We start from the raw sequence: 22,304 nt of genomic DNA, 5'->3' as shown, positions 1-22,304 counted from the left end.
TAATCAAACTTTAAAAAGTTACAAGCTTCACGCCCAATGTAAACCATCTTGATGGCAAAGGAACCGCTCCTACTTCATAATAAGTTGCATTAAATATATTTTGAGCATCTAAAAAAATTGTGAATTTATGTATCGACTGACTTACTCTAAAATCATTAATCCAATACGATGGCCCAGTAATTCTTTCGTTGAAACGTGTTGCAAACAAAACAGAGAAATCTTTAAATTGATAATCTATTGTATTTGTAATTTGATGTTTTAGTGACGAAATCAAGTATTTTGAATAAATTTCTGTACGCGAACTTTTAAATTCCGAATCCAAATAAGTGTATGCTAAAAGAATATTCAATCTAGCATCTTTAGAAAAATCGAATCGGTAAGTTCCACGCAAATTAATTCCGTTTGTATTTAAATCTCCCGTGTTTTGGCTCTGCCAAGGAACTGTAGTTGCGTTGCGCATCCAGTCGATATAATTGTCAATTTTTCTATAGAAATAATTCGCATTTAAGTTCAAGGCTTTTTTATTGTATTTGAAGCCAATTTCACTCTGAAAAGCATTTTCTGAATCTAAATCTGGATTTCCAATATTTCCCGTTTGCTTCAAATACAAATCTGTAAACGATGGAATTCTTTGGCTTGTACCAACATTTCCAATAATTTTGAATGTCTCTGAAATTGCATAACTGGCATCAATTCCGGGATAAATTTGCCATTTATAATCGGAATTGTAATTTAAGTATGTCCCGATATTTACATCTAATTTTTCAGAAAAACTTGTTCTATATTCGGCGTAAAGCCCAACATTTTCACGATCGTGATCTCCGATATTTGAAGAATGAATGTCTTCGTTTCTAAATTCAGCTCCAAAACCAATTTCTCCTTTTGCCAATTTAACCGTCGAATTCAATTCTCCAGCTATAGAATTGGTATAATGCTGACTTCTTCCAACAGCCAAATTAGAGTTTCCTAAATAACGATAATCATCGTAATTGTATCTGTATGTAACTCTCGGCATAATTTTCCAGCTATCTGTAATAGAATGTGTAGACTGAATATTGGCAAATGTTGTCTGAACTATTTCTGTGGAATTTTTATCTCCAGGAGCTGCGTAAAATCCGTTAGCGCCAAATCCATTATTGATATAGCCAGCAGAACCTACAATTTGATTCTTATCATTAATCTGAACATTTCCTTGATAGAAAATTTTATTGTTCTCGAATGCCGTATTGTATCTATAACCATTGCTTTTGTCGTGAGAAGCGAAAATTAAATGTTGTTGCTTTTCTTTTCCTAAAACAGCGCCAGCCTGAATTCCAGTTCCGTAAAAAGTATCTCCTGTATCTTCAGAATCTTTCTCGAAATTTGAACCTGCATAAGTGCTCACTAAAAATCCAGAATCCGTTGGCTTTTTTGTAATAATGTTGATTGCTCCGGTCAAGCTATTAATTCCATAAATTCTTGCTGCAGGCCCGCGAACCACTTCAATTCTTTCGATAACTTCTACAGGAAGAGGCAAATTAAGCATATTGTGAGCCGTTTGTGAATCAATAACTTTTGCTCCATTTAAAAGAACGACAGTTTGCTCAAAACTTCCTCCATCAACACTGATGTCGGCTTGTGTTCCAAATGGCCCTCTTTGTCGAATATCAACACCATTGGCATATTGCAAGACTTCCTGAAGTGTTCTTCCCGGAAGTTTTTTTATGGTTTCACTAGAAATAATATAAACATTTCTGTTCTGCTTTGAAATTGGAGTACTAAAGCGATTTTCGTTAATTATGACTTCATCCATTTGGTTAATGGAATCTTTTTTTGTCTGCGCGTAAAAATTGGTACAAATTACTGTCAAAACAGCAATATAGATTTTCTTCATTTTTGGTTTACTGATTTTTTTTTGCAAAAGTAACACCTTATTTGCAGCACTACAAGCACTAAAATTTGCAAAAAAAAAGGAATAGCTGTTTTGCTATTCCCTTTTTCCAATTTAACCTTGGGTAACAATAAATAAAAATTAATTAAAACTATTTTTAAAATTTGAAACTCCACTTTGCAACCAAGCCAAATAATCTGCACTATCAGGATTATATGCCGAAGTTTCATTCAAAGTTTCGCCTTCATTATTTACCAATACATAAAAAGGTTGTGCATTGGTTTTGTATGTGACGGTTTGGAATTCACTCCATTTCTGTCCGATGTATTTTATTTTTTTTCCTGTCAATTGAGAAACAACTTGTTCGTTTTGAGGCAATTCTCTTTTATCATCGACATAGAGCGAAATGAGAACAACATCTTCTTTCAAAACTTTAAGCACTTTTTGGTCAGACCAAACATTATCTTCCATTTTTCTGCAATTTACGCAGGCATGTCCTGTGAAATCGATCATCACAGGCTTGCGCATTTTTTTTGCGTAGGCCATTCCCAAATCATAATCGGTAAAAGCGATAATGTTATGCGGACCAAATTCAGCTCCTTCTGGCAATTTTGCAGTCAATTCGTCTGAGTTTGTTCCTAAACCACTCGGGATTTCACTGTAATTCAACGGCGGCGGAAAACCACTGATTAATTTTAATGGTGCGCCCCAAATACCTGGAATTAAATAAATGGTGAACGAGAGAACAACAATTCCGAGACTTAATCTTCCTACGCTAATATGCGATAACGGACTGTCGTGCGGCAATTGAATTTTCCCGAACAAATACAAACTTAAAACTGCAAAAATCGCAATCCAGATGGCTAAAAATGTTTCTCTTTCCAGCCAATGCAATTGCAAAACCAAGTCGGCATTAGATAAAAATTTGAAAGCCAAAGCCAATTCTAAAAAGCCTAAAAACACTTTTACCGAATTCAGCCAACCACCAGATTTTGGCAACGAATTCAGCCAACCCGGAAAAGCAGCAAACAAAGTAAAAGGCAAAGCTAAAGCCAAAGAAAACCCAAACATTCCCACAAAAGGTGCAACACCACCTCTTGAAGCCGCTTCCACCAATAAAGTTCCCACGATTGGACCTGTGCATGAAAACGAAACAATTGCCAAGGCCAAAGCCATAAATAATATCCCAATAATTCCGCCTCTATCTGCCTGACTGTCCACTTTATTTGCTAATGAATTTGGAAGCATAATTTCAAAAGCGCCCAAAAATGACATGGCGAAAACCAGTAAAAGCACAAAGAAAATCAAGTTAAACCAAACATTAGTCGACATTGCATTTAACGAATCTGCACCAAAAGCCCAGGTCACGACTGCTCCAAGAAAAATATAAATCGTGATAATAAAGATTCCGTAAAAAACAGCTTTTCTAATTCCTTGTGATTTGGTTTTGCTTTGTTTCGTAAAAAAACTAACCGTCATCGGAATCATAGGAAAAACACATGGCGTAAGCAAAGCGGCAAAACCAGAGAAAAATGACAATATAAAAATCGTCCATAAACTATCTAATTCGGCTTTGTTTTTCTTTTTTGTAATGGCTGGTTTTACAGCAGTAATTGGTTTATTTACTACTGTTGGTTCAGCCTGAACCTTATCAACCGCAGTGGAATCATGCAATATCTTTTCTGGCTTTGCCTCAGAAATAATTTCTTCAACCGATGCAACTGTTGTTGCCGATGGACTTACAGAAAATTCAAGTTCGTCATAACTCGGCGGAAGGCAATTTTCATCATTACAAACCATGTATTCAACCTCAGTTTTGATTTTAAAAGGCTTGTTTCCAGTATTTTTTATTCGTTGTCTAAATGTCGTTTCTTTTTCAAAAAATTTAATCGACATTTTGAAAACAGGATCATTTATAGTTTTTCCTTTTTCTTCCTTGACATTTCCAATTAATTGAAAATCTGCATTTTTAGTAAACGTAAAATGAGTTGGAATTGGGCCACCATCTGAAACTTCTTGGCTATATAAATGCCAGCCTGCTTCTAGAGTCGCTTTTGCCTGCAATTCGTATTCAGTATCTGAAATCTTTTCGACACTGGTTTTCCACTTAATGGGAGTATAAATTTGAGCCTTTACCATTATTGTAAACAACAACAGCAGACTCACTAAAAATATGTTCTTGTTCATAGGTAAAATTTTAGAAAAGAGGGCTGAATAGCAAAAACAACCCTCCTATAAATCCGATATTACAACTAATAATGCTTACTAATTCAAAATATCAATTGATTACGGAAGTACAAGTTAAATTTCTAAGATTATTTCAACGGTTTGAAAACAACCTCCATAGCATCAGCTTTATTCAAAAGTGAATTAGCAAATTCCTGAATGTCTTTTGCATTGATGCTTTTTACAATATCCACATAATTTTTAGGATCGTTCATATTGTAATCGTTTTCAAAATAATTATAAATCAAGTTCATGCTGTAACTGTTGAAGTTTTTGCTGTCTTCTCTCGATTTTAAATAATTCGTTCTTGTTTTCTCAATATCTTCAGAAGCAATTTCTCCTTTTTTGATTTTATCGATTTCCTGATAAACAATTGGCAATAAATGCTCCACTTTATCCGCATCACAATCAAAATTAATTTGAAGACTTGCTTTTGAAATTGGAAGTTTATCAATACTCGCTTTTACTCCCGCGCCATAAGTTCCGCCTTCTTTTTCACGAAGACTTTCTGTATAACGTAAAGTCAAAATATCGCCTAAATATGACGCTAAGATTCTGTTTTTTTGAGTAAAAGCACAATCTTGTAAAAATGCAATACGAACTGAACTTTTTGGTGTTTCCATTTTAATGAAAATATCGCGATCAATTTTATTCGAAACCCATTTCGGAACATTTGTTTTAAACTTTTCCTTGCGTTTAACTCCGTTTATACTTGCAATATATTTTTCCAATAAAGGTTTCAAGACTTCCGGTGAAACATCTCCAACAATATAAAATTCAAAATTTGAAACATCTGCAAAGCGATCTTGATAAAAAGCTTTCATCTTATCAAAAGACAAATCGTCAATATATTTTTGATTGAATTCTCTAATTCTCGGGTTGTTTTTTCCATAAACGACTGCTGATAAAATGTCTTCCATTTTTGCATTGATGTCATTTGCTCTGTTTTTCAACGAATTTTCTAATCGTTGTTTCATAAGCGCATACATTTGATTGTCAAATCTTGGCTGAACAAAACGCAAATGCACCAACTGCATCATTGTTTCAATATCTTTTACATTTGCAGCACCTGAAACTGTTTCTTTAAGAGAGCTAACACTTACCGAAGAATTGGCAATTTTTCCTTTTAAGACTTTTTCTAAATCTACATTTGAAAGTTCTCCAACTCCAGACATCATTGCTAAAACTGTTGCACGACCAATAGATGGAAGATCTTGCGACTCGTACAAAGAAGTTCCGCCAAAACTTTCTGCTTTTAGCTCGACTTCTTTTTTGTTTTTATCGGCAAATTTGTAATGCACTTTTACGCCATTGCTTAATACAAAAGTTGTCGCATCAATTGCTGCTTCTTTTTTCTCCGAAACAATTTTTCCAGCGTTAATTTTCAGATTTCCTAAAAGTGTTTTTCCTTCAAAAGTATCTACATAAGGTTGCAACGATGCATCGTTTTCCGATTTCTGAACAATATCAAACGCTTTTTCTTGATTCAGATTTTCTTCGCCTTCAACTCCTGTAACCGTAATCACGCGATTTTGTGAAGAATATAATTTAGCAATTTGATCCTGAAGAATTTTACTGTCCAGATTTTTCAAAATGTCTTTTGTCATTTCAAATTCTGCTTTCGGATCGGCAATAACTTCATGATCCAAATAATTGTCCTTTACCATTTCGATTACTTGTTTATGCGAAATCTCATTTAGTTTTTCCAAATAATTTTCATATCCAGAAATGGTTTCTTTAGTTGCTCTTTCAATTTCTCCTTTTGAAAAACCAAATTTGTATGCACGAATCCACTCGTTCATAACTGCGGCAAAAGCTTCAGCTTGTTTTTCAGGTTTTGGCGAAACGCTCAAAATCCAAATATCATTCAAACGCGTATAATTTTGGTAGCCGATTTGTGCACCTTTAAACGGACATTCTTGTTTTTGTGCCAATTCAGCCAAACGATTATTCAAAATTGAAAAAGCAATACTTCTTTGTGTCGATTTTTCTAAATCTGCATACGTATTAGTTGTTTTTTCAGCTTTATGACGAATCATAAAACTGATATTGGAAGCCGAAATTTCTTTATCTAAAGCCAATTTAAAAGTTGGCTCTACTTTTTCTGGAATTGCGATTTCAAAACGATTTTTAGGATTTTGAGGCGTTGGAATATCTGCAAAAAGTTTTTTGATTTTTGCTTCAACTTCATCTGAGTTGATATCTCCAACAATCGCGATTGCCTGTAAATCTGGTCGATACCAATCTTTATAAAAATCCTTTAAAACTTGATATTTAAAATTTTTGATGATTTCCATATCACCAATCGGCATGCGCTCTGCATAAAGCGAATTGTTGTAATAATAAGGCGCCAACTGATTGTAAATTCTAGCACGAGCATTTTGTCTCGTACGCCATTCTTCGGTAATTATGCCACGTTCCGCATCGATTTCTTCATTTGTCAGAGACAAGAAATTCGACCAATCGTGCAAAACCAACAAACAAGTATCAACAACGCTCCCATCTTTTGACGGAATGTTATCTAAATTGTAAACCGTTTCATCTGTGCTTGTGTACGCATTGATATTTTTTCCGAAAACGGCTCCTTGTTTTTGAAGTGTATTCAAGATTCCTTTTCCTTCAAAATGTTTGGTTCCGTTAAACGCCATATGTTCCAGAAAATGCGCTAGCCCTTTCTGCTGGTCATTTTCTAAAATTGACCCTACATTTTGAATGATGTAATAACTTGCCGTATTTTTATTTACATCTGTTGGATAAATATAATACGTCATTCCGTTTGGCAGAACTCCTTTTTTTATTTTTTGGTTGACCGCGATTGGGTCGGTAGATTTAAAATTCTGCGCTTTCGCGGATGAGAAACACCCAACGATGAATAATAAAATTGATATTTTTTTATAAAACATATTTCCTTTTATAAATTGTTAGTAAATATTTTAACACATAGTAACATAGTTTAGCAACCTATAAAAAGGCGTTTCACTTAATCCTAAAGAACATAGCTACTATGTGGGAAATCTTGATTCTAAAAATATCTTTTCCCTATTTTTTTATCTATGATTCTATGTGTTAAATATTTTTTTTTGCTTATTTAGCTCTTCAATAATTTATCCAACTGCACTCTCAATTCTGGATTTGACGGACGAAGCGCATCGGCATTGATAATATTTCCTTTTGTGTCAAACAATAAAAATCTCGGAATAGCATTTACGTCGTAGTTTTTAGCCACATCAGAACCAAAATCTTTATCAGCCATTAACTGAATTCCTTTTAATTGTTCTTTGGTTACAAAATCTTTCCATTTTTGAGCGTCTTTTGGTTTGTCTAAAGAAAGACTCACAAAAACGATATTTTTTCCATGATAATCTTCCTCGATTTTTTTCATGTGTGGAATCTCAGCTTTGCAAGGTCCGCACCAAGTTGCCCATAAATCGATGTAAACAAATTTACCTTTAAAATCTGAAAACGAAACTGGCTTGTCGTTAATATCATTGTATGTGAATTCAAGTCCTTTTTGTCCAACGTTTTTATGAAGCACTTTTTCGTATTCTACTAAAAAAGTTTTACTCGCATCTGAAATCATATACGGTTTGATGCTTGGCGCTACTTTTTCATACTCTTCGATTTTCATTCTTGAAGTTGCTACCGCATCGCGCAAGTAAACATCTTTCAAAGCTGGATCTGTTATGTGCGTTATTGCTTCAGCTAAATCTAGACGTTTTGGTGCATCACCAGAATTCATACTTACATAAAAGAAATAATTTGACATTAACGATAAGCCATTTGCTACTTTCAATAAATCTGGATCAGTGAATTTCTTATCCGTTTGCCAAGTTTTTATAACTGCAGGACGATCATCTTTATCAGGAAAAGCACTTCTTGGCATTCTAAAAAAAGTATAGGTCAATTCTTCAACATCAGTTGCTACAGCTAATTTTAATAATTTATCAAATGCTGCATCTTTAGTTTTGATTGATTTTGAAAATTCATTGGCTTTTGCGACACCTTTATCAATCCAAGGATAAAAATCTACATACGTAATATTAGTTCCAAGTCTTGAAAATGGCGCAAATTCATTATAGATTTCATTCGCTTTTTGAACCAAAACATTCTGCCCAACGTTTTTTCCACTCAAAACATAATTCTCTTTACTGATTACCAAATTAATGTCCAATTTTGGTTCTAAATACAAACGAATTAATTGATTTCTAGATTTAAATTGTCCGTAATCAACATAATAAAAGCCAGCAGCTGAAACTGGTGTCATAAAGCCAAACTCCCCCAATGAGTTAACTTTAGCGGTAGCGGCAACGGCTGGCTTTCCTTCTTCAACATTGTAAAGCGTAACTTCTTTTGCAATAAAATCCGGAATAGAGATTGTTCCTTTAATTACTGCATATTCTGAAATGCTCGAAGCAAAATTCATTTGAGTCGTAAACACGATCAAAATGAAATAAAAAATGTGTTTTTTCATGATATTTATTTGTTTTTTGTTTGATGTTTAAATTGAAATTCGCAACGACTGATCATCTTGTTCGATAATCAAATCTTTGCTTTCCTTGCTCTCCTTCAGATTTTTAAGATTTTCTGGTTTCAATAAATCTTTGGCTTCAAAATCGTTGATTTGAGTGACTTTTGCTCCAATTTTTATTTTCTTCAAATCTTCGTTTTGTTGGTCGATAATTCGTTTTACCAGAAGATTTTGGTTTTCGTCAAAATCCAGGTCAAGTCCCGCCAAATAAAATGAAGACATTTTTTTGAAATTTTTATTCGGTTCTAAATACATGGTTTTGTGAAGCACATCGATGGTAAAATTGAAGCGTTTTATTAAATCGATTCCCAAAGATCCATCGGCGAAAGCCCAACTTTTATTGGCTTCGTCATATTCTTGAAGTGCTATGGTTACGTTTTGAAAATTATTTCCGTTGATGGCAATATTCGGAATTGCACCGCCCACAATTTTGGTTTGTTTTCCTAAACTGTAATTCACCGAAGTATATTCTGTTTTTAAACTTGCTTCAAGATTATTTTTATGATTGAAAGGTCCGTAACCAATTAAATCATAACCTGCACCAGTATCAAAAGTGAAATTGCCTTCGACTGTTTTTTTATCTTCAAAAGTCAGATTCATTTTTACTACTGGAAGACCCGATTTATAATCAAAAACCATAGGTTTTGCTTTTCCCCAATACTTAAAATCTCCAAAATTGTATAAATCAATTGTCATCGTATCAAAATTGACCGACGTGATGTAATTCCGAAGCAAATTAGCACCAAATAATCCGTCATAAACGCCATGTTTTGGAAAAATAACCAAGCCTTGATTCTTCAAAATCTGATCGCCAATATAAATCGTATTATCTGCCGAATACTGCACTTGCTGGCTTCCGCCAACTACCGAAGCCGATTTGCTTTTAGTAACCACAACGCCAGCTTTGTACGCACTATCAGGATTCAATGCCATTCCATCTGCGCCGGTATCAAAAAGCATTAAAAACTCGCGATCAGCTTTGTTTAGTTTTATTTTGATGGCAATTCCGTTTTCAATAATTTGAAACGGAATACTTGCAACTTCTTTTACTTCAGCATTTCGATTGACTTTGTACAAACCATCAAAAAATGTCACATACAAGATTTTATTATCTGAATTGAAAACAATTTGAGTTGGTTTCTTTTCTTTTCCGTTGAAACAAAAATCGGCCAAAACAAAAGTCTCGTTTTTAATTTTTACCGATTTTCCAACCTGAATAGAATCTAAAACCGGAAATGCTTTGAAAATAGTATTCAAATAAAATTCATTTGAAGAAGAATCTCCAGCGCCAACAGAAAATTCGGGCGCAAGAAGATTTTTCATTTCGTTGTAACTTTTATTTTGGAAAGCTTTTTCGAAAGAATCAATAGATTTTTGGACGCTGTTTTGAGCGTAAACGGAGTATCCAAAAATCATTATTGAAAACAAGAATATCTTTTTCATTTCGGCTTACTTTTGTAAAGTATATGGATTATCGGTTTTCTTTTCTACTCCAAAATCTTTCAGTAAAATGCCTTCAAACTTTGTCCAATCTTCTGCAGAAAAAAGCGGTTTTGCTTCTTCTAAAAGTTTTTTGAAACCAGCTACATCATTCGTTTTTTCAAACTCTTTTTTCTTGCGCTGCAAAATGGTAAACACATGATTTGTAACACTTGCAGTTCCATAATCTTTATAAAGTTCTTTTGCATTTTTCAGAAAAAAATCATCGTATTGACGGCCAATTCTTAAGCCTGTAATAATTACAAAAGGAACTTCGGCCGATAAAGAAGGCTGTGTTTTTAAATAAGCATCGGCTGTTTCAAAAGAAACGTTTCTTTTGTTTGCTAAATATGCCTGTGCATAAAACTCCGGATACTCTTTTTCCTGAATTTGAGGGCTGTATTTTTTAAATATTCCTTTTTTTGCGTTTTCTTTTGACTTTTGCAAAAGTGCCGTTAACTGTTCTACACTTTGAAATCCAGTTTCTATATCAATAATTTTTCCATCAGAATTCATCAATAAAAAAGTTGGAAATCCGGTTACGCCGTATTTCATGCATATTTTTTTTCCAATTTCTTCTTTCAAAATATCCGATTTGAAAGTGACAAAATCTTTGCTTAAAACGGCAGCTACTTTGGGATCAGGAAACACCTCTTTGTCCATTTGTGCACACGGCATACAACCTGTAAAATACAAATCGACAAAAATTAATTTTTTCTCCGTTTGAGCTTGTTTTTTAGCCAATTCCCAGCTTTCATCGGCTGGATTTGTCTGTGCATTTAAGGCAATAGAAGAGCTGGCAAGCAGCAAAACTGCACTTGCGATTTTAAAAAAACGTTTCATAAAATGTGGTTTTTAAGAAACCGAATGAAGAATGTATTTCATGCTTCATCCGGCTTTTTGCTTAGTTTAAAATTATCTGCGTCGATACGCAACATCAACGATTTTACATAAACCGCTAAATGTATCTGTTAGTATTAAATCTCCATTTACAGGAGGAACAGTATAAAGTTCTAATTTACCTGTAGTTCCATAACTGCCAACAATTAATTTCTTGTCTGCATTTTTTGCCAAAGGATTAAAAGCGATATACGTTATTTCATCAGTACCTTTATTGATCATTAATTTAGCTGATTGGGTTCCGTTGTCATACTCATAAACTTTGCCTCCAACGGCATAAAATAAATATCCTGAGTCTGGACTTACTGCAAATTTTGTTGCTTTATCAAATTCGGGCGCATTCAAAATCTCTTTGTAATAACTCTGAATCAAACCAGTAGAAAAACGCAATAAATTGTATTTCCCTGTCGTGCGATTTTTTAGAACCGCAAAATTTTCATTGCCATTAAAAGCCGATGTAGTCATATAAACGAGATCTGAATCAGTATTATTCCAATCTAAAACTGTTGAAGATCCCGTTACTGGAGGCATTGCCGAACAATTTCCTTTTGAATAACTAAAACGAACAAAACTGCGAGTATCATTATTAAAGAAAACAGGTGTTGCAATTGACCCTCTATTAGAGGCAATAAAAGGTGCAGCATAAAAAGTTTTTGTTGCAGTCTCTAATATATTTTGTGGAAGACCGTATTTTATATTGAAAGCACGATAATAATAGTAAATATCTCCTTTACTGTAAATAAAATTTTCACCTCCACCTCCAGGTGTCTCCATAAAATCAATTCCAAAATTAGTTGGAAATGCACCTCCTAAAGTTTCATAAGCTAAATTTTGTGTCTGAGTCCATCCAAAAGAATCTGGATCAAGTCTTGCAGTTCCGTTTTCTGTAGTGGTAACGTAAACTCCGTAAGCCGAACCAACAGAAACTGCACTTGCAAAACAGGAAACATCAACAGCTTTACCTGTTAATTTTAATGCAGAACCTGAAGCATCCAAAACATCTGTAATAATTTTTGGTTGTGGAATACCTGGTAAAATTGAAATCATATCCAAGCGTGCCTTATCTTGTACGTTTCCAATTACTAACCAACCTTCATAAATAGCCGAAACCACATTTAGCTTAAAAGGTTCCTGTTGCCAAGTAACGCCTGTAACGTTATCTTTAACAAAATAATAGACATTGTAACTTCCTGGAGCTAACTTTATAACTCCATCAAGGTTTTTGGTCGTTGAGATCAGGGTTCTTGATTCTAATAAAAGCTTAGTAGGATTAAGCGCTACCCATTCGTAGCTGTAACGATCTATATTGTTGACATCAATTAAAGTTTCATTCAAATCGGGCGCAATTTTAAAGTAATCGCCCGTATACACCGTATAGGATTCTTCGATACCAGTTGCATGTACTTCATTTATCGCTTTATAATCATAATTCCCTTCATCTTCTGCGCAACTATACGTTAAAACCAGCATCAGTGAAAGAATAAATTGAATCTTTATATTTTTTAACATAATGTTCTATTTTTAAAATTTGCAAAATGATTTTTAAGGAAAGATCATTTCTTTTCCATCCTCTTCATAGATCGTATTACCCGATGCTTTTTGGTCAGCCAAATAACGTTTCATAAAAGCTTGGTAATACATGAAATCTGCAATAGCAAGTCCAGGGCCACCCAATTTTTGGTTGAAAATTACTGGGTCTAAATGAATCAAATCGCACATTAAGAAAAATTTCTTTGCTGAAAAAACACCTAAAGACGATGCATACCAGCCAATAGGCTGCGTTAATTTATCATCAAAAGAAAGTTTGAAAGTAATAAAGCTGATTCTTTTATGCGTCAGCACATTAATTTCTTTGCTTTTCATTTCAGTCTTAAATGATTCGTTTTCTTCGAGATTCAAAATCAGCAAAAAGCCGTTTTTCTTCATATCTGCAGTTCTGAAAACCTTAACAGGCAAATCGGTTACTACTTTCCCAGCAGGAATAACAAAATCTTGTGGAATTTCAAAGTGAGTTCCTGCGATAGCAGTACTTTTTGGATCGACAACTAATTTTACTTTTCGGTCAATATCGCTGATATCTCCTTGTACACGAACTGGAATATTATAAGTTTTACCAACAATTTCAGGTTTTTCTAAAGCAAAAGTAAATCCTATACTATCAGTTATGGTTGTGGTCGCACCGTCAGAAATTCCGAAAACAGATGGTGCAAAATAAACACTGTCAGTCCCTGAATATGTCGCAATTTCTTCATGATCGCATGAAGCAAAACCTAAAATCGATAAAAACAATATGCTTAAAATGAATATTTTTTTCATGTTACTTTGTTTTAAATTATTGGAAATTAACTTCAATCTCTGGTAATGGCACAACATATTGAAGCGCTCCCATAGTCAGATTTCCAGAAGTTGCTGAACCGTTAGGAATAGTAGCGCTGTTGATTCTTTTGTAATAAAAGAACAACTGTCCCTCACCTATAAATTCTTTTTTATACTCTTTTGTAACTTCTGTAGTAACATTTGCAGTAGCCGCTAAATTTGCTAAACCACGATTGAAACGAAGTGTATTCAAAAAAGCAATTCCATCTGCCGGTACTGGTGCTGTTTCTGCAGCAATCAGATACATCTCTGAAAGTCTAAACATAGGAATCTGCAGGCGGAAAAGTTTATCTTTATTTACTACGTCTTCATATTTATAAAATGTCTTTTGCGTTTTTCCTCCAACAACAGGAACTTTCCAGCTTGGCAGACTTCTGTAGTCATTATCATTTGATTCAAAAACAGCTGTTAATCTACTTAATAACGGAGCATAAATAGCTCCATCTGCCAAATTATAATCAAATAAAGCTTTTTGTTTTACATATAATCTGTAATCACTTAAAGCGAAAAAGTTTTCAGATGAAAAAATTCGGTCAGGATTTGCCGCATTTGTAGCTTCTAAAAATGGAGTCCAAGGAAAAAATGTCGTCGTTTTTGTAAAATTAATAACTTCATTTGCAACTGCAGATGCGCCTGTTTTATCTCCAGAATATAATAACACACGGGCTTTAAGACATTTTACAGCCAAATAATTCATACGCAGACCTCTGTTTGCCGAATAATACGGATTAGCATCAAAATCTGTTGTAGCATTGTATTTTCCTGAAGTAAGAATTGGATCTTTTTGAAGCAACTCTAAAGCTTTGTCCAAATCTACCAGAATCTTAGCAACAACATCTTTGGCTGAAATCAAAGGCTGGTTTGCTGTAACAGGAGAATCATAATAAGGTATTGACTGAAGAGAAGGATCAACTTTATAAATTGGCCCGTACAAACGCAACATATCGAAATGTATCATTGCTCTAATTCCGATAGCTTCTCCTTTTAAAAGATCGGCTTTTTCTTTGGAAACAATTCCGGTATGCTCATCCATGCTTTCCAAAAATTTATTGGCATATAAAATAGTTTTATATCCTGTTTCCCAAATATCAGAAAACACAGCTTTAGGGTGACTTTCTGTATAGGCATAAGATGCAATTTTACCTTTAGAAACATTGCTTGTCATATTGTACTGCTGTCCTAAAATTTCGACTGCATCCATGGTAAGCTGACGACCGTAAAGATTATCAGACACGAGGCTCAAATAAAGTCCGTTGTGCACATTTTGCATTCCGGCTTCATTTTCAAATATTTGACTTTCTAAAATTTTATCCTGAGGCGTTACATCCAAGAAATCACTACAGCTTGTCGCCGTCAATGAAATCAAAATAATGCATACTATTTTATTTAAATACTGTTTCATAATTGCTGTATTAAAATGATACGTTTAGACTTAAAGAATAAATTCTTGAAAAAGGATACTCAATACCTCGCTCTGCTTTTATAGTAGAAACTCTAAAAAACTCATTTGCATAAGCATTGAAGCCTAAACCAGCCAATCCTGATTTATTAAGCCACGCTCTATTGGTTACACGATATCCAAGACGAAGTGATTCTCCTGAGATATAATCTGCTTTTTGAATAAATCGAGAAGAAATTGGAGTATTATTTGTCAAGCTGATTGCTTTAAATTGTGCCATTTGTCCTGGAGTAGTCCATCGATCTGTAAAGGCTCTTGCATCTTGATTATCAAAAATATTGCTTGAGCTGATGTTTTCAACTTTATCATATAAAGCAGTATTAAATTGATCGGCTCCAAAACTATAGCGGATAAATACGCCTAAACTGAAGTTTCCGTAATTAACACTTGTAGAGAAAACACCAGTTGCAATTTCTCTTGAGTTTCCCATGATTCGTTCATCATTTTTATCTAAGATAAATGTAGTTTCTCCGTTTTTCTTTAAGAAAACCTCTCTTCCTGTAGCAGGATCGATTCCTAATGAAGGTACTGCCCAAAGATCGTTTGTACTTGCTCCGTCGTAAAATCTTGTAAGGCTAGTCGTTTTTTTAGCTGCATCATTTAATGAAGCCAAAGCATTGTTGAAACCACCTAATTCATTTTCATTTGTAGTTGCTGTCAAGCCAAGGGCCCAATAAAAATTAGCTTTAGGGTTGCTTATAATCGTATAATTTGCTTTAAGCTCCAGACCTTGAGTTGTAATATAACCAATGTTTAACGGGTAAGCAGTAACTCCGGTTGAAGCGGCAAGATCGATTGCAACAATTTGTGGAGAAGTTCTACGTCTGTATGCTCCAAAAGTTGCAGTAAGTCTGTTTCTAAACATTGCCAAATCAAGTCCTAAAGACAGATCTTTTGTTTTTTGAGGCTCTAAATCGATATTAGCCAATTGCGAAACATTTAATCCAGCACCAAAAATATTTGTATTATCATCGTAAGTATAAATATCATGAGAAGCAAATCCCACAAGGTTCTGATTTCCGGTCTGACCATAATTTGCACGAAGCTTCAAGATATTTACGATATCTTCATTCATGTTAAAGTCATAGTTCATATTCCAGCCAATACCAATACCATAGTAAGGTGAATATTTTTTATTTGTTCCAAAATTAGTTGCTCCAGAAATCGTGTGAGTTAAATCAAGTAAATATTTTCTGTTGTAAGCATAGTTCAGCTGATTGGTTAAATCAACGCTTCGCACCATTTCGCTATAATTTACTGGTTTTGAATTGACTTCAAATCCAAAAGCAAAATTAGGGTTACCCGGAACTCCCAACGGAAATCCTCTTAAAGTTGAGCCATAATAACCATATCTTGTTTCTAATGCAGAAGCTCTCAAAGTATAATTAACCGAGTGAACATTATTGAAAACATTTGAATATGTTCCTCCAATATTTCCGTTCCATTTATTGGTCAGATAATCTGTTCTTTTATAACTTCCTTTTTCTGTTGGAATATCTGAAATGAATTGTGTGTCATCTGGCGAAATAAATTTAGTCGATGTACTCTGCAATCTTGAAACTGAAATTGCTGCAGTTGTTTTGATATGAGGATTAACATCATAATTTACAGCAAAGTTGTTTGTAAAATTAAAATCTACGCCTTTGTCGAAGCTGTTTAAACGAACATTATATAAAGGGTTTTCTTCCTGATTTACGTAATCATTTACAAGAGGATTTCCTACTGGTATATTACTTCCGTCTAAGTAACGTGTTGGAACTCCGTTTTCATTATATTTTTCATAATACGGACTTGCTTTTGCCCAAGTAGAAAAAGAACCATAAGGTGATTCCTGATTATTTCCTCCTGAAATAAAGAAGTTATTATTAAAACTTACTTTTTTCTTTCTATAAATCAAATTCGCATTATATCCCCAAGTATTGTGTTCAGAACCTTTCATGGTTCCTGACAAGGATTTATAATTTCCAGCTAGATTAAATCTAAATTCGTCTGATCCTCCGCCAATTGCTAAACTGTGTCCAGAAGTAATTCCCATTTGGATTGGTTCGCTCAGCCAATAGGTATCAACACCACGACGTACGTCAGCCAAACGTTTGTTGTAAACCTCGTCCCACTTAAATTGTTGTGCATAATCGCCAAGACGTGGTACTACATAAGCTTTAGAAAGTCTTTCGAATTCTAATTTCTGCTCGGCATTCATTAAATTATAAACACTCAAATCTGCCAATTCATAAGACGAATTATAGACATAAGAAATTTGCAATTTACCTGCAACCGGCTTATTTGTTTCGATAACAACAACTCCATTTGCAGAACGTGAACCGTATAATGCTGTAGAAGCTGCATCTTTAAGAAGCGTAATGTTTGCAATTCTGTTTATATCTAAATCAACAACCTGTTGCAGTGTTGTCGGGAATCCGTCCAAAATAAATAATGGTTGGTTCGGGTCTTCTTTAAAACGATCATTTACCTGATTTACAGACAAACTAGTTTGTCCTCTCACTTCGATAACCGGCAAAACATTTGGGTTTGAACCCGCAATATTGTTGTTCAAAACCATAAAAGAAGGATCTAAAGTTTTTAAAGCCTGCACAACGTTTTGAGTCGAAACTTGTCTTAATTCTTCACCTCTATATGTAGTAACTGCCCCAGTAATTAATTCTTTTTTACGAACTGTAACACCCGTATTAATCACCACTCCGCCAAGTTCTTTGGTTTGTTGCTGCAAAACAATATTAATAACTTTTCTCTTATCAACCGGAATTATCTGTGCGAGATGTCCAATGTAGGTAAACAAAAGATAACCATCTTCTGGAGCTTTGATCGTATACTTTCCGTCAAAATCAGTTTGAGTAGCTACAGTACTGTTCTTCACTTTTATGTTTACCCCCGGCAGAGGCTCATTTTTCTCATTGGTAACTATACCTTTAATTTCAATATATTTAGACTGAAAAACGACTACATTTTCTTTGGGAAGTTTTCTAACTAAAATTGTATTTCCACTGGACAAACTAAAATCGAAATCTTTATTAGGGAAACTGGCTTCTAATAAGTCATTTACTTTAATTTTGCCCTTTTTTAAATGTACTTTCGGCAATTTTTTAAATAAATCTTCCTGATAAATAAAAGTGTAATCTGTTTGTTGTTTGATAATATCAAAAACTTCATCAACAGTTACTGTTTTATCAGCTGCAATTACAACTTTTGTGTTTTGTGAAAATAAATTTGCTGGAGAAAAACCAAAAATTGTTGTACAAAACAAGAAGATAAAAGTTCTCATAATGTTAATAATTAGCCTATTTCTAATATAGAAACAAGCGCTGGTTAATTTAAATTTCATAAATTTACATGTTAATTGGTTGGTTGTTAAAAAATGATTAATTGATTAATACACAGAAAGGGATGAAGTGCGGTACGGTGAGAGGTCTGAACTTTAATCCCTTTTCTTTTTATTTTATAATAATCTTATTGTCTTTTTTCTCATAGGCATTAATGAAATTAATATTCTTGATCGTGGTCAATATGTCTTCTAATTTTTGATTTTTATTCAAGACACCATTAAATCTTACATTTCCAAGTGCTGGGTCTGCAAATTCAATGTCAACATCATACCATCTTGACAATACTTTTGCAATATCTCTAAGAGGCATTCCTTTAAAAACAAACAATCCTTTTCTCCATGAAATTTCGTTGTAAACATCAACTTCAGAAATCGAAATACTTCCGTTAGAGCTGCTAATTCTAGATTGTTGGTCTGGCGCCAAAATTTCTTTATTGCTTAAATTACTCACAGCAACTTTTCCTTTTACCAATGTGGTATAAATTGTTGTTTCGTCTTTGTAAGCTTTAATATTAAACTCGGTACCAATAACTTCAACATTCTGTCCTTGCGTTTTGACTTTAAATCTTGAGCCTTTGTGTTTTGTGCTTGGTGACACTTCAAAATAAGCTTCTCCGTAAACCAATTCAACTTGTCTGATTTCGCCATCAACAAAAGCAACCGGGTATTTTAATTGTGATTCTGAGTTCAACCAAACTTTTGTACTATCGGCCAACTGAACAAAAAACTGTCCTCCTCTCGGAATCGTTAAAAAGTTATTTGCGATTGCGGCAGATCTGCCATCTTTTGAATTGTATATTAATTTCTCTCCATTACTCGAAACATTTCCTTGATTGTAGGATTCCCCTTTTTTCAATTCAATAACAGAACCGTCTTCTAATGTCAAGGTTGCTTTATCGCTTCCTATCAAAATATTTTTATTAGCTACAACTGGAATATTTTGTCTCGTATTTTTCCCTGTGTTGAATAATAACGAAATTGAAATCAACATCGCCACTGATGCTGCAACTGCAACTTTAAAGCTGGTTCTGGAATAGAATGGCCTTAGCGGAATAACTTTTGTTTCTTCAGATTTTATAGACGTCTGAATCCGACGCAACATTTTATTTTGAATTTCTTCTTTTGATCCTAAGCTTTCATCCCATTCTTCTGAAGTTTGAAAACTTTCATAAAAATGCAACAATTGCTTATTCTCCTCCCGATTCGTATCGCCAGAAAGATATCTGTTTAATAACGTTAAGAATTCTTCTTTTTTCATTTTTTTTATTATTAATGCAGGAGTATATTAGGTAAGTATCTAAAAAGACATTTACCCCCTAGTCCAAATTGTATTTTTTTTTGATTTTTTTTAATCTTTTAAGAAAAGCCTCGCCAGAAAGTAGAAAATTCAATGCTTCAGGCTTATAATCGGCAATCATTTTTTGTTTTCTTTTAAAGATTTTCAGAAAGCCATAAAATCATCGCCGTGCCCAATGAGCTTCCCATTGACAAACGGATTGTTTGAAGTGCTTTTGTAATATGATTTTCGACTGTCTTGGTTGAAATATTCAAACGCTCAGCAATTTCTTTATGACTAAGCTGTTCTTCACGACTCAATTTATAAACAGCCTGACATTTTTCTGGGAGTGCTTCAATAATCAAATTAAGTTGTTGCACCAATTCTTCGTGCATCAACTGTGTTTCCGGTGTTGTATATTGAAAACGTTTTTCTAAATCATCAAAAAGCTCGACCTTGATTTTGTCTTTATTCTTTTTTAAATGATTAAAAACTTGATAACGCGCGCAGGCATACATATAGCCTTTTAAAGAAATGTGGATTTCTAATTTTTCGCGATTGTGCCAAATGTTCATGAAGATATCTTGAATAATATCTTCGCACAGTTCTTTATCTTTTATAATATTATAAGCCGAAATAAAAAGTGCCTGCCAAAATGTATTATACAATTCCGTCAATGCCGATTCATCTCCGGAGCGAAGACGATCAATTAAAATTTTATCTTGATTTGAGGATAACAACGGCAATTTTTGGCTTTAGAGAAATTGAATAATTCGCAACAAACTTAATAATATTATCCAATAATCCTAATTTGCTCGATCACACAATATGTGGTTGACATTATTCAAATAATTTCATGAAAGACTCAAATCGCTATAAATTTGACAATTTCATAAACTGAAAAATCTAAAAAATTTGACTTTATCTATTTTTTTAGATTTTAAAAACGGATTTTTCAAAGAGCCCTTTGTTAAGATAAAATCATTTTTTTATTAATAATAGCTAAAATACCGTAGCCAATTTCTTAAATCGCAAATTTGAGCGAAAGTGCCTTTTAGAAATTAATAAAAAAAGCTTTACTATATTTTTTGGCACTTATTTTTAAAATGTTTGGAGCAAAAAAAATCGGAAGAAACTTCCGATTTTAGATTTTTAAGATTCACAACTACTGCAGGTAACCAAACTTGTAACCAATTCTTTTGAAACGCTTTGGCTTCGTTGATAATACAAACTTTTGATTCCGAGTTGCCAAGATTCTATCATTAATCTATTTACTTCTTTAATTGGCAATTCTGCAGGAATATTTAGATTTAAGCTTTGTCCTTGATCTACAAACTTTTGACGAATTGCTGCTTGCTGCACAATTTCAAGCTGACTGATTTCTTTAAAGGTTTTAAAAACATCTTTTTCAGTTTGAGTAAGTTGTTCCATATGTTGCACGCTTCCTCCATTTAGCATAATTCCTCTCCAAACTTCTTCGTTATCAAGACCTTTTTCTTCAAGCAATTTTTTCAAATACTTATTCTTGCGCATGAAATTCCCTTTGCTCAAACCCGCTTTATAATAATTACTGCTGAAAGGCTCAATTCCAGGTGAAGTTTGTCCTAAAATTGCCGATGAAGATGTTGTTGGCGCAATTGCCATTGTTGTCGTATTTCTTCTTCCATAGCCCTTTAGCAATTCAGGCTCGCCGTAAATTCGGGCTAAGTCCTGCGTAGCTTTATCGGCTTTGTCGCTAATGTGTTTGAAAATTTCTGTAGTTTTCATTTTGGCTTCCAAACCTTCAAACGGAATCATATTTTTTTGCAAATACGAATGCCATCCTAAAACGCCTAAACCTAAAGCACGGTGCCTTTTTGCAAATTTATTCGCTGCAGAAAGATAATAATTGCCTTCTGTTTTTTCGATGAATTCCTGCAAAACGGCATCTAAGAAAAATATCGCCAATTTAACTGCTTCAGTATCTTTCCATTCGTCGTAAAGTTCCAAATTCATTGACGAAAGACAGCAAATAAACGATTCATCAAAATCAGAAGGAAGCATAATTTCGCTGCACAAATTACTCGCGTTGATACGCAAGTTTTTATCCTTATAAACCTGAGGCTTATTTTTGTTTACATTGTCGCTGAAAAAAATATAAGGCAGTCCTTTTTGCTGACGGCTTTCTAGTACTTTCGCCCAAATTTGGCGTTTTTCGATGTCACCGTCAATCATTTCCTGCATCCAATAATCGGGAACGCAAATTCCGGTAAATAAATTCTGGATTGGATTTCCAATACTTTTTATTTTCAAAAATTCTTCAATATCCGGGTGATCGACATCAAGATATGCTGCAAATGCACCACGACGCACACCGCCTTGTGAAATTGTATCCATTGCAGTGTCAAAAAGTTTCATGAAACTTACCGCTCCACTACTTTTTCCGTTATCGGTTACGGCACTTCCTCTTCCACGCATTTCACCAAAATAACCTGAAGTTCCACCACCAATTTTCGTCTGCATAATGACCTCACCAAGCTTATGCGTAATTCCTTCAATTTTATCTGGAATATGAACATTAAAGCATGAAATTGGCAAACCGCGTTCTGTTCCCATATTGGCCCAGACTGGCGAACTAATACTCATCCAGCCACGCTCAATCATTTCGACAAAAGATTCTTTCAGTTCAGGTTTATAAAGTCTTTTTGCTGCTGCCGTACAAATTCTATCTATGGCGCCTTCAACCGTTTCACCTTTTAAAAGATAACCGCGATTCAGGATTTGTTCACTTTCAGAATTTTTCCACCACATTTTATTTCCAGCTTCGCTCATTGGTGCACTGGCTTCATTTATATCAATTATATTCATCAT

General features: G+C 34.1%; 13 protein-coding genes. All 13 read right to left on the bottom strand.

Going from position 1 to position 22,304, the window contains the following annotated elements; translation table 11 throughout:
• Positions 1 to 10: 10 nt before the first annotated feature.
• Complete coding sequence (locus EYY60_RS13700) at positions 11 to 1,873, bottom strand: TonB-dependent receptor plug domain-containing protein (RefSeq protein ID WP_132989878.1); 1,863 nt, start codon at positions 1,871 to 1,873, stop codon at positions 11 to 13.
• Positions 1,874 to 2,011: 138 nt separating this feature from the next.
• Positions 2,012 to 4,057: a protein-disulfide reductase DsbD family protein gene (locus tag EYY60_RS13695; protein WP_132989877.1), complete on the bottom strand. Its 2,046-nt coding sequence runs from the start codon at positions 4,055 to 4,057 to the stop codon at positions 2,012 to 2,014.
• Between the two features lie 128 nt (positions 4,058 to 4,185).
• Positions 4,186 to 6,999 (bottom strand): M16 family metallopeptidase, encoded by a 2,814-nt coding sequence (locus EYY60_RS13690; protein WP_132989876.1) that lies wholly within the window; start codon positions 6,997 to 6,999, stop codon positions 4,186 to 4,188.
• 185 nt (positions 7,000 to 7,184) lie between these two features.
• The gene (locus EYY60_RS22450) at positions 7,185 to 8,567 is read right to left on the bottom strand and encodes a TlpA family protein disulfide reductase (RefSeq protein ID WP_235832331.1); all 1,383 of its coding nucleotides are present in this window, start codon (positions 8,565 to 8,567) and stop codon (positions 7,185 to 7,187) included.
• Between the two features lie 27 nt (positions 8,568 to 8,594).
• Positions 8,595 to 10,067, bottom strand: coding sequence for a retropepsin-like aspartic protease (locus EYY60_RS13680; RefSeq protein ID WP_132989875.1), 1,473 nt, complete (start codon positions 10,065 to 10,067; stop codon positions 8,595 to 8,597).
• A 6-nt stretch (positions 10,068 to 10,073) separates the two neighbouring features.
• The gene (locus EYY60_RS13675) at positions 10,074 to 10,946 is read right to left on the bottom strand and encodes a thioredoxin family protein (protein WP_132989874.1); all 873 of its coding nucleotides are present in this window, start codon (positions 10,944 to 10,946) and stop codon (positions 10,074 to 10,076) included.
• 72 nt (positions 10,947 to 11,018) lie between these two features.
• Complete coding sequence (locus tag EYY60_RS13670) at positions 11,019 to 12,512, bottom strand: PKD-like family lipoprotein (protein WP_132989873.1); 1,494 nt, start codon at positions 12,510 to 12,512, stop codon at positions 11,019 to 11,021.
• Positions 12,513 to 12,545: 33 nt separating this feature from the next.
• Complete coding sequence (locus EYY60_RS13665) at positions 12,546 to 13,319, bottom strand: DUF4843 domain-containing protein (RefSeq protein WP_162847886.1); 774 nt, start codon at positions 13,317 to 13,319, stop codon at positions 12,546 to 12,548.
• Between the two features lie 16 nt (positions 13,320 to 13,335).
• Entirely contained in the window at positions 13,336 to 14,781 is a 1,446-nt protein-coding gene (locus EYY60_RS13660; protein ID WP_132989871.1) for a RagB/SusD family nutrient uptake outer membrane protein, read from the bottom strand.
• Positions 14,782 to 14,791: 10 nt separating this feature from the next.
• Entirely contained in the window at positions 14,792 to 18,118 is a 3,327-nt protein-coding gene (locus EYY60_RS13655) for a SusC/RagA family TonB-linked outer membrane protein (RefSeq protein WP_162847885.1), read from the bottom strand.
• A gap of 169 nt (positions 18,119 to 18,287) precedes the next feature.
• Positions 18,288 to 19,436, bottom strand: coding sequence for a FecR domain-containing protein (locus tag EYY60_RS13650; protein WP_132989869.1), 1,149 nt, complete (start codon positions 19,434 to 19,436; stop codon positions 18,288 to 18,290).
• A gap of 173 nt (positions 19,437 to 19,609) precedes the next feature.
• A complete protein-coding gene (locus EYY60_RS13645; protein WP_132989868.1) occupies positions 19,610 to 20,200 on the bottom strand; it encodes an RNA polymerase sigma-70 factor in 591 nt (196 codons plus the stop codon).
• Positions 20,201 to 20,606: 406 nt separating this feature from the next.
• Positions 20,607 to 22,301 carry a ribonucleoside-diphosphate reductase subunit alpha gene (locus EYY60_RS13640; protein ID WP_132990010.1) on the bottom strand — a complete coding sequence of 565 codons (1,695 nt, stop codon included), beginning with the start codon at positions 22,299 to 22,301 and terminating at the stop codon, positions 20,607 to 20,609.
• Between the last annotated feature and the right edge of the window lie 3 nt (positions 22,302 to 22,304).

It is taken from the genome of Flavobacterium zhairuonense, from assembly GCF_004352915.1.
In the GTDB taxonomy this organism is placed as follows: Bacteria; Bacteroidota; Bacteroidia; order Flavobacteriales; family Flavobacteriaceae; genus Flavobacterium; species Flavobacterium zhairuonense.
Note: the sequence above shows the minus strand (reverse complement) of the source record. Positions and strands in the feature narration are given on the sequence as shown.

What these genes read in the sequence shown, in the direction of transcription:
- EYY60_RS13700 (WP_132989878.1), bottom strand. Translation starts at nt 1,873, where the DNA reads ATGAAGAAAATCTATATTGCTGTTTTGACAGTAATTTGTACCAATTTT.
- EYY60_RS13695 (WP_132989877.1), bottom strand. Translation starts at nt 4,057, where the DNA reads ATGAACAAGAACATATTTTTAGTGAGTCTGCTGTTGTTGTTTACAATA.
- EYY60_RS13690 (WP_132989876.1), bottom strand. Translation starts at nt 6,999, where the DNA reads ATGTTTTATAAAAAAATATCAATTTTATTATTCATCGTTGGGTGTTTC.
- EYY60_RS22450 (WP_235832331.1), bottom strand. Translation starts at nt 8,567, where the DNA reads ATGAAAAAACACATTTTTTATTTCATTTTGATCGTGTTTACGACTCAA.
- EYY60_RS13680 (WP_132989875.1), bottom strand. Translation starts at nt 10,067, where the DNA reads ATGAAAAAGATATTCTTGTTTTCAATAATGATTTTTGGATACTCCGTT.
- EYY60_RS13675 (WP_132989874.1), bottom strand. Translation starts at nt 10,946, where the DNA reads ATGAAACGTTTTTTTAAAATCGCAAGTGCAGTTTTGCTGCTTGCCAGC.
- EYY60_RS13670 (WP_132989873.1), bottom strand. Translation starts at nt 12,512, where the DNA reads ATGTTAAAAAATATAAAGATTCAATTTATTCTTTCACTGATGCTGGTT.
- EYY60_RS13665 (WP_162847886.1), bottom strand. Translation starts at nt 13,319, where the DNA reads ATGAAAAAAATATTCATTTTAAGCATATTGTTTTTATCGATTTTAGGT.
- EYY60_RS13660 (WP_132989871.1), bottom strand. Translation starts at nt 14,781, where the DNA reads ATGAAACAGTATTTAAATAAAATAGTATGCATTATTTTGATTTCATTG.
- EYY60_RS13655 (WP_162847885.1), bottom strand. Translation starts at nt 18,118, where the DNA reads ATGAGAACTTTTATCTTCTTGTTTTGTACAACAATTTTTGGTTTTTCT.
- EYY60_RS13650 (WP_132989869.1), bottom strand. Translation starts at nt 19,436, where the DNA reads ATGAAAAAAGAAGAATTCTTAACGTTATTAAACAGATATCTTTCTGGC.
- EYY60_RS13640 (WP_132990010.1), bottom strand. Translation starts at nt 22,301, where the DNA reads ATGAATATAATTGATATAAATGAAGCCAGTGCACCAATGAGCGAAGCT.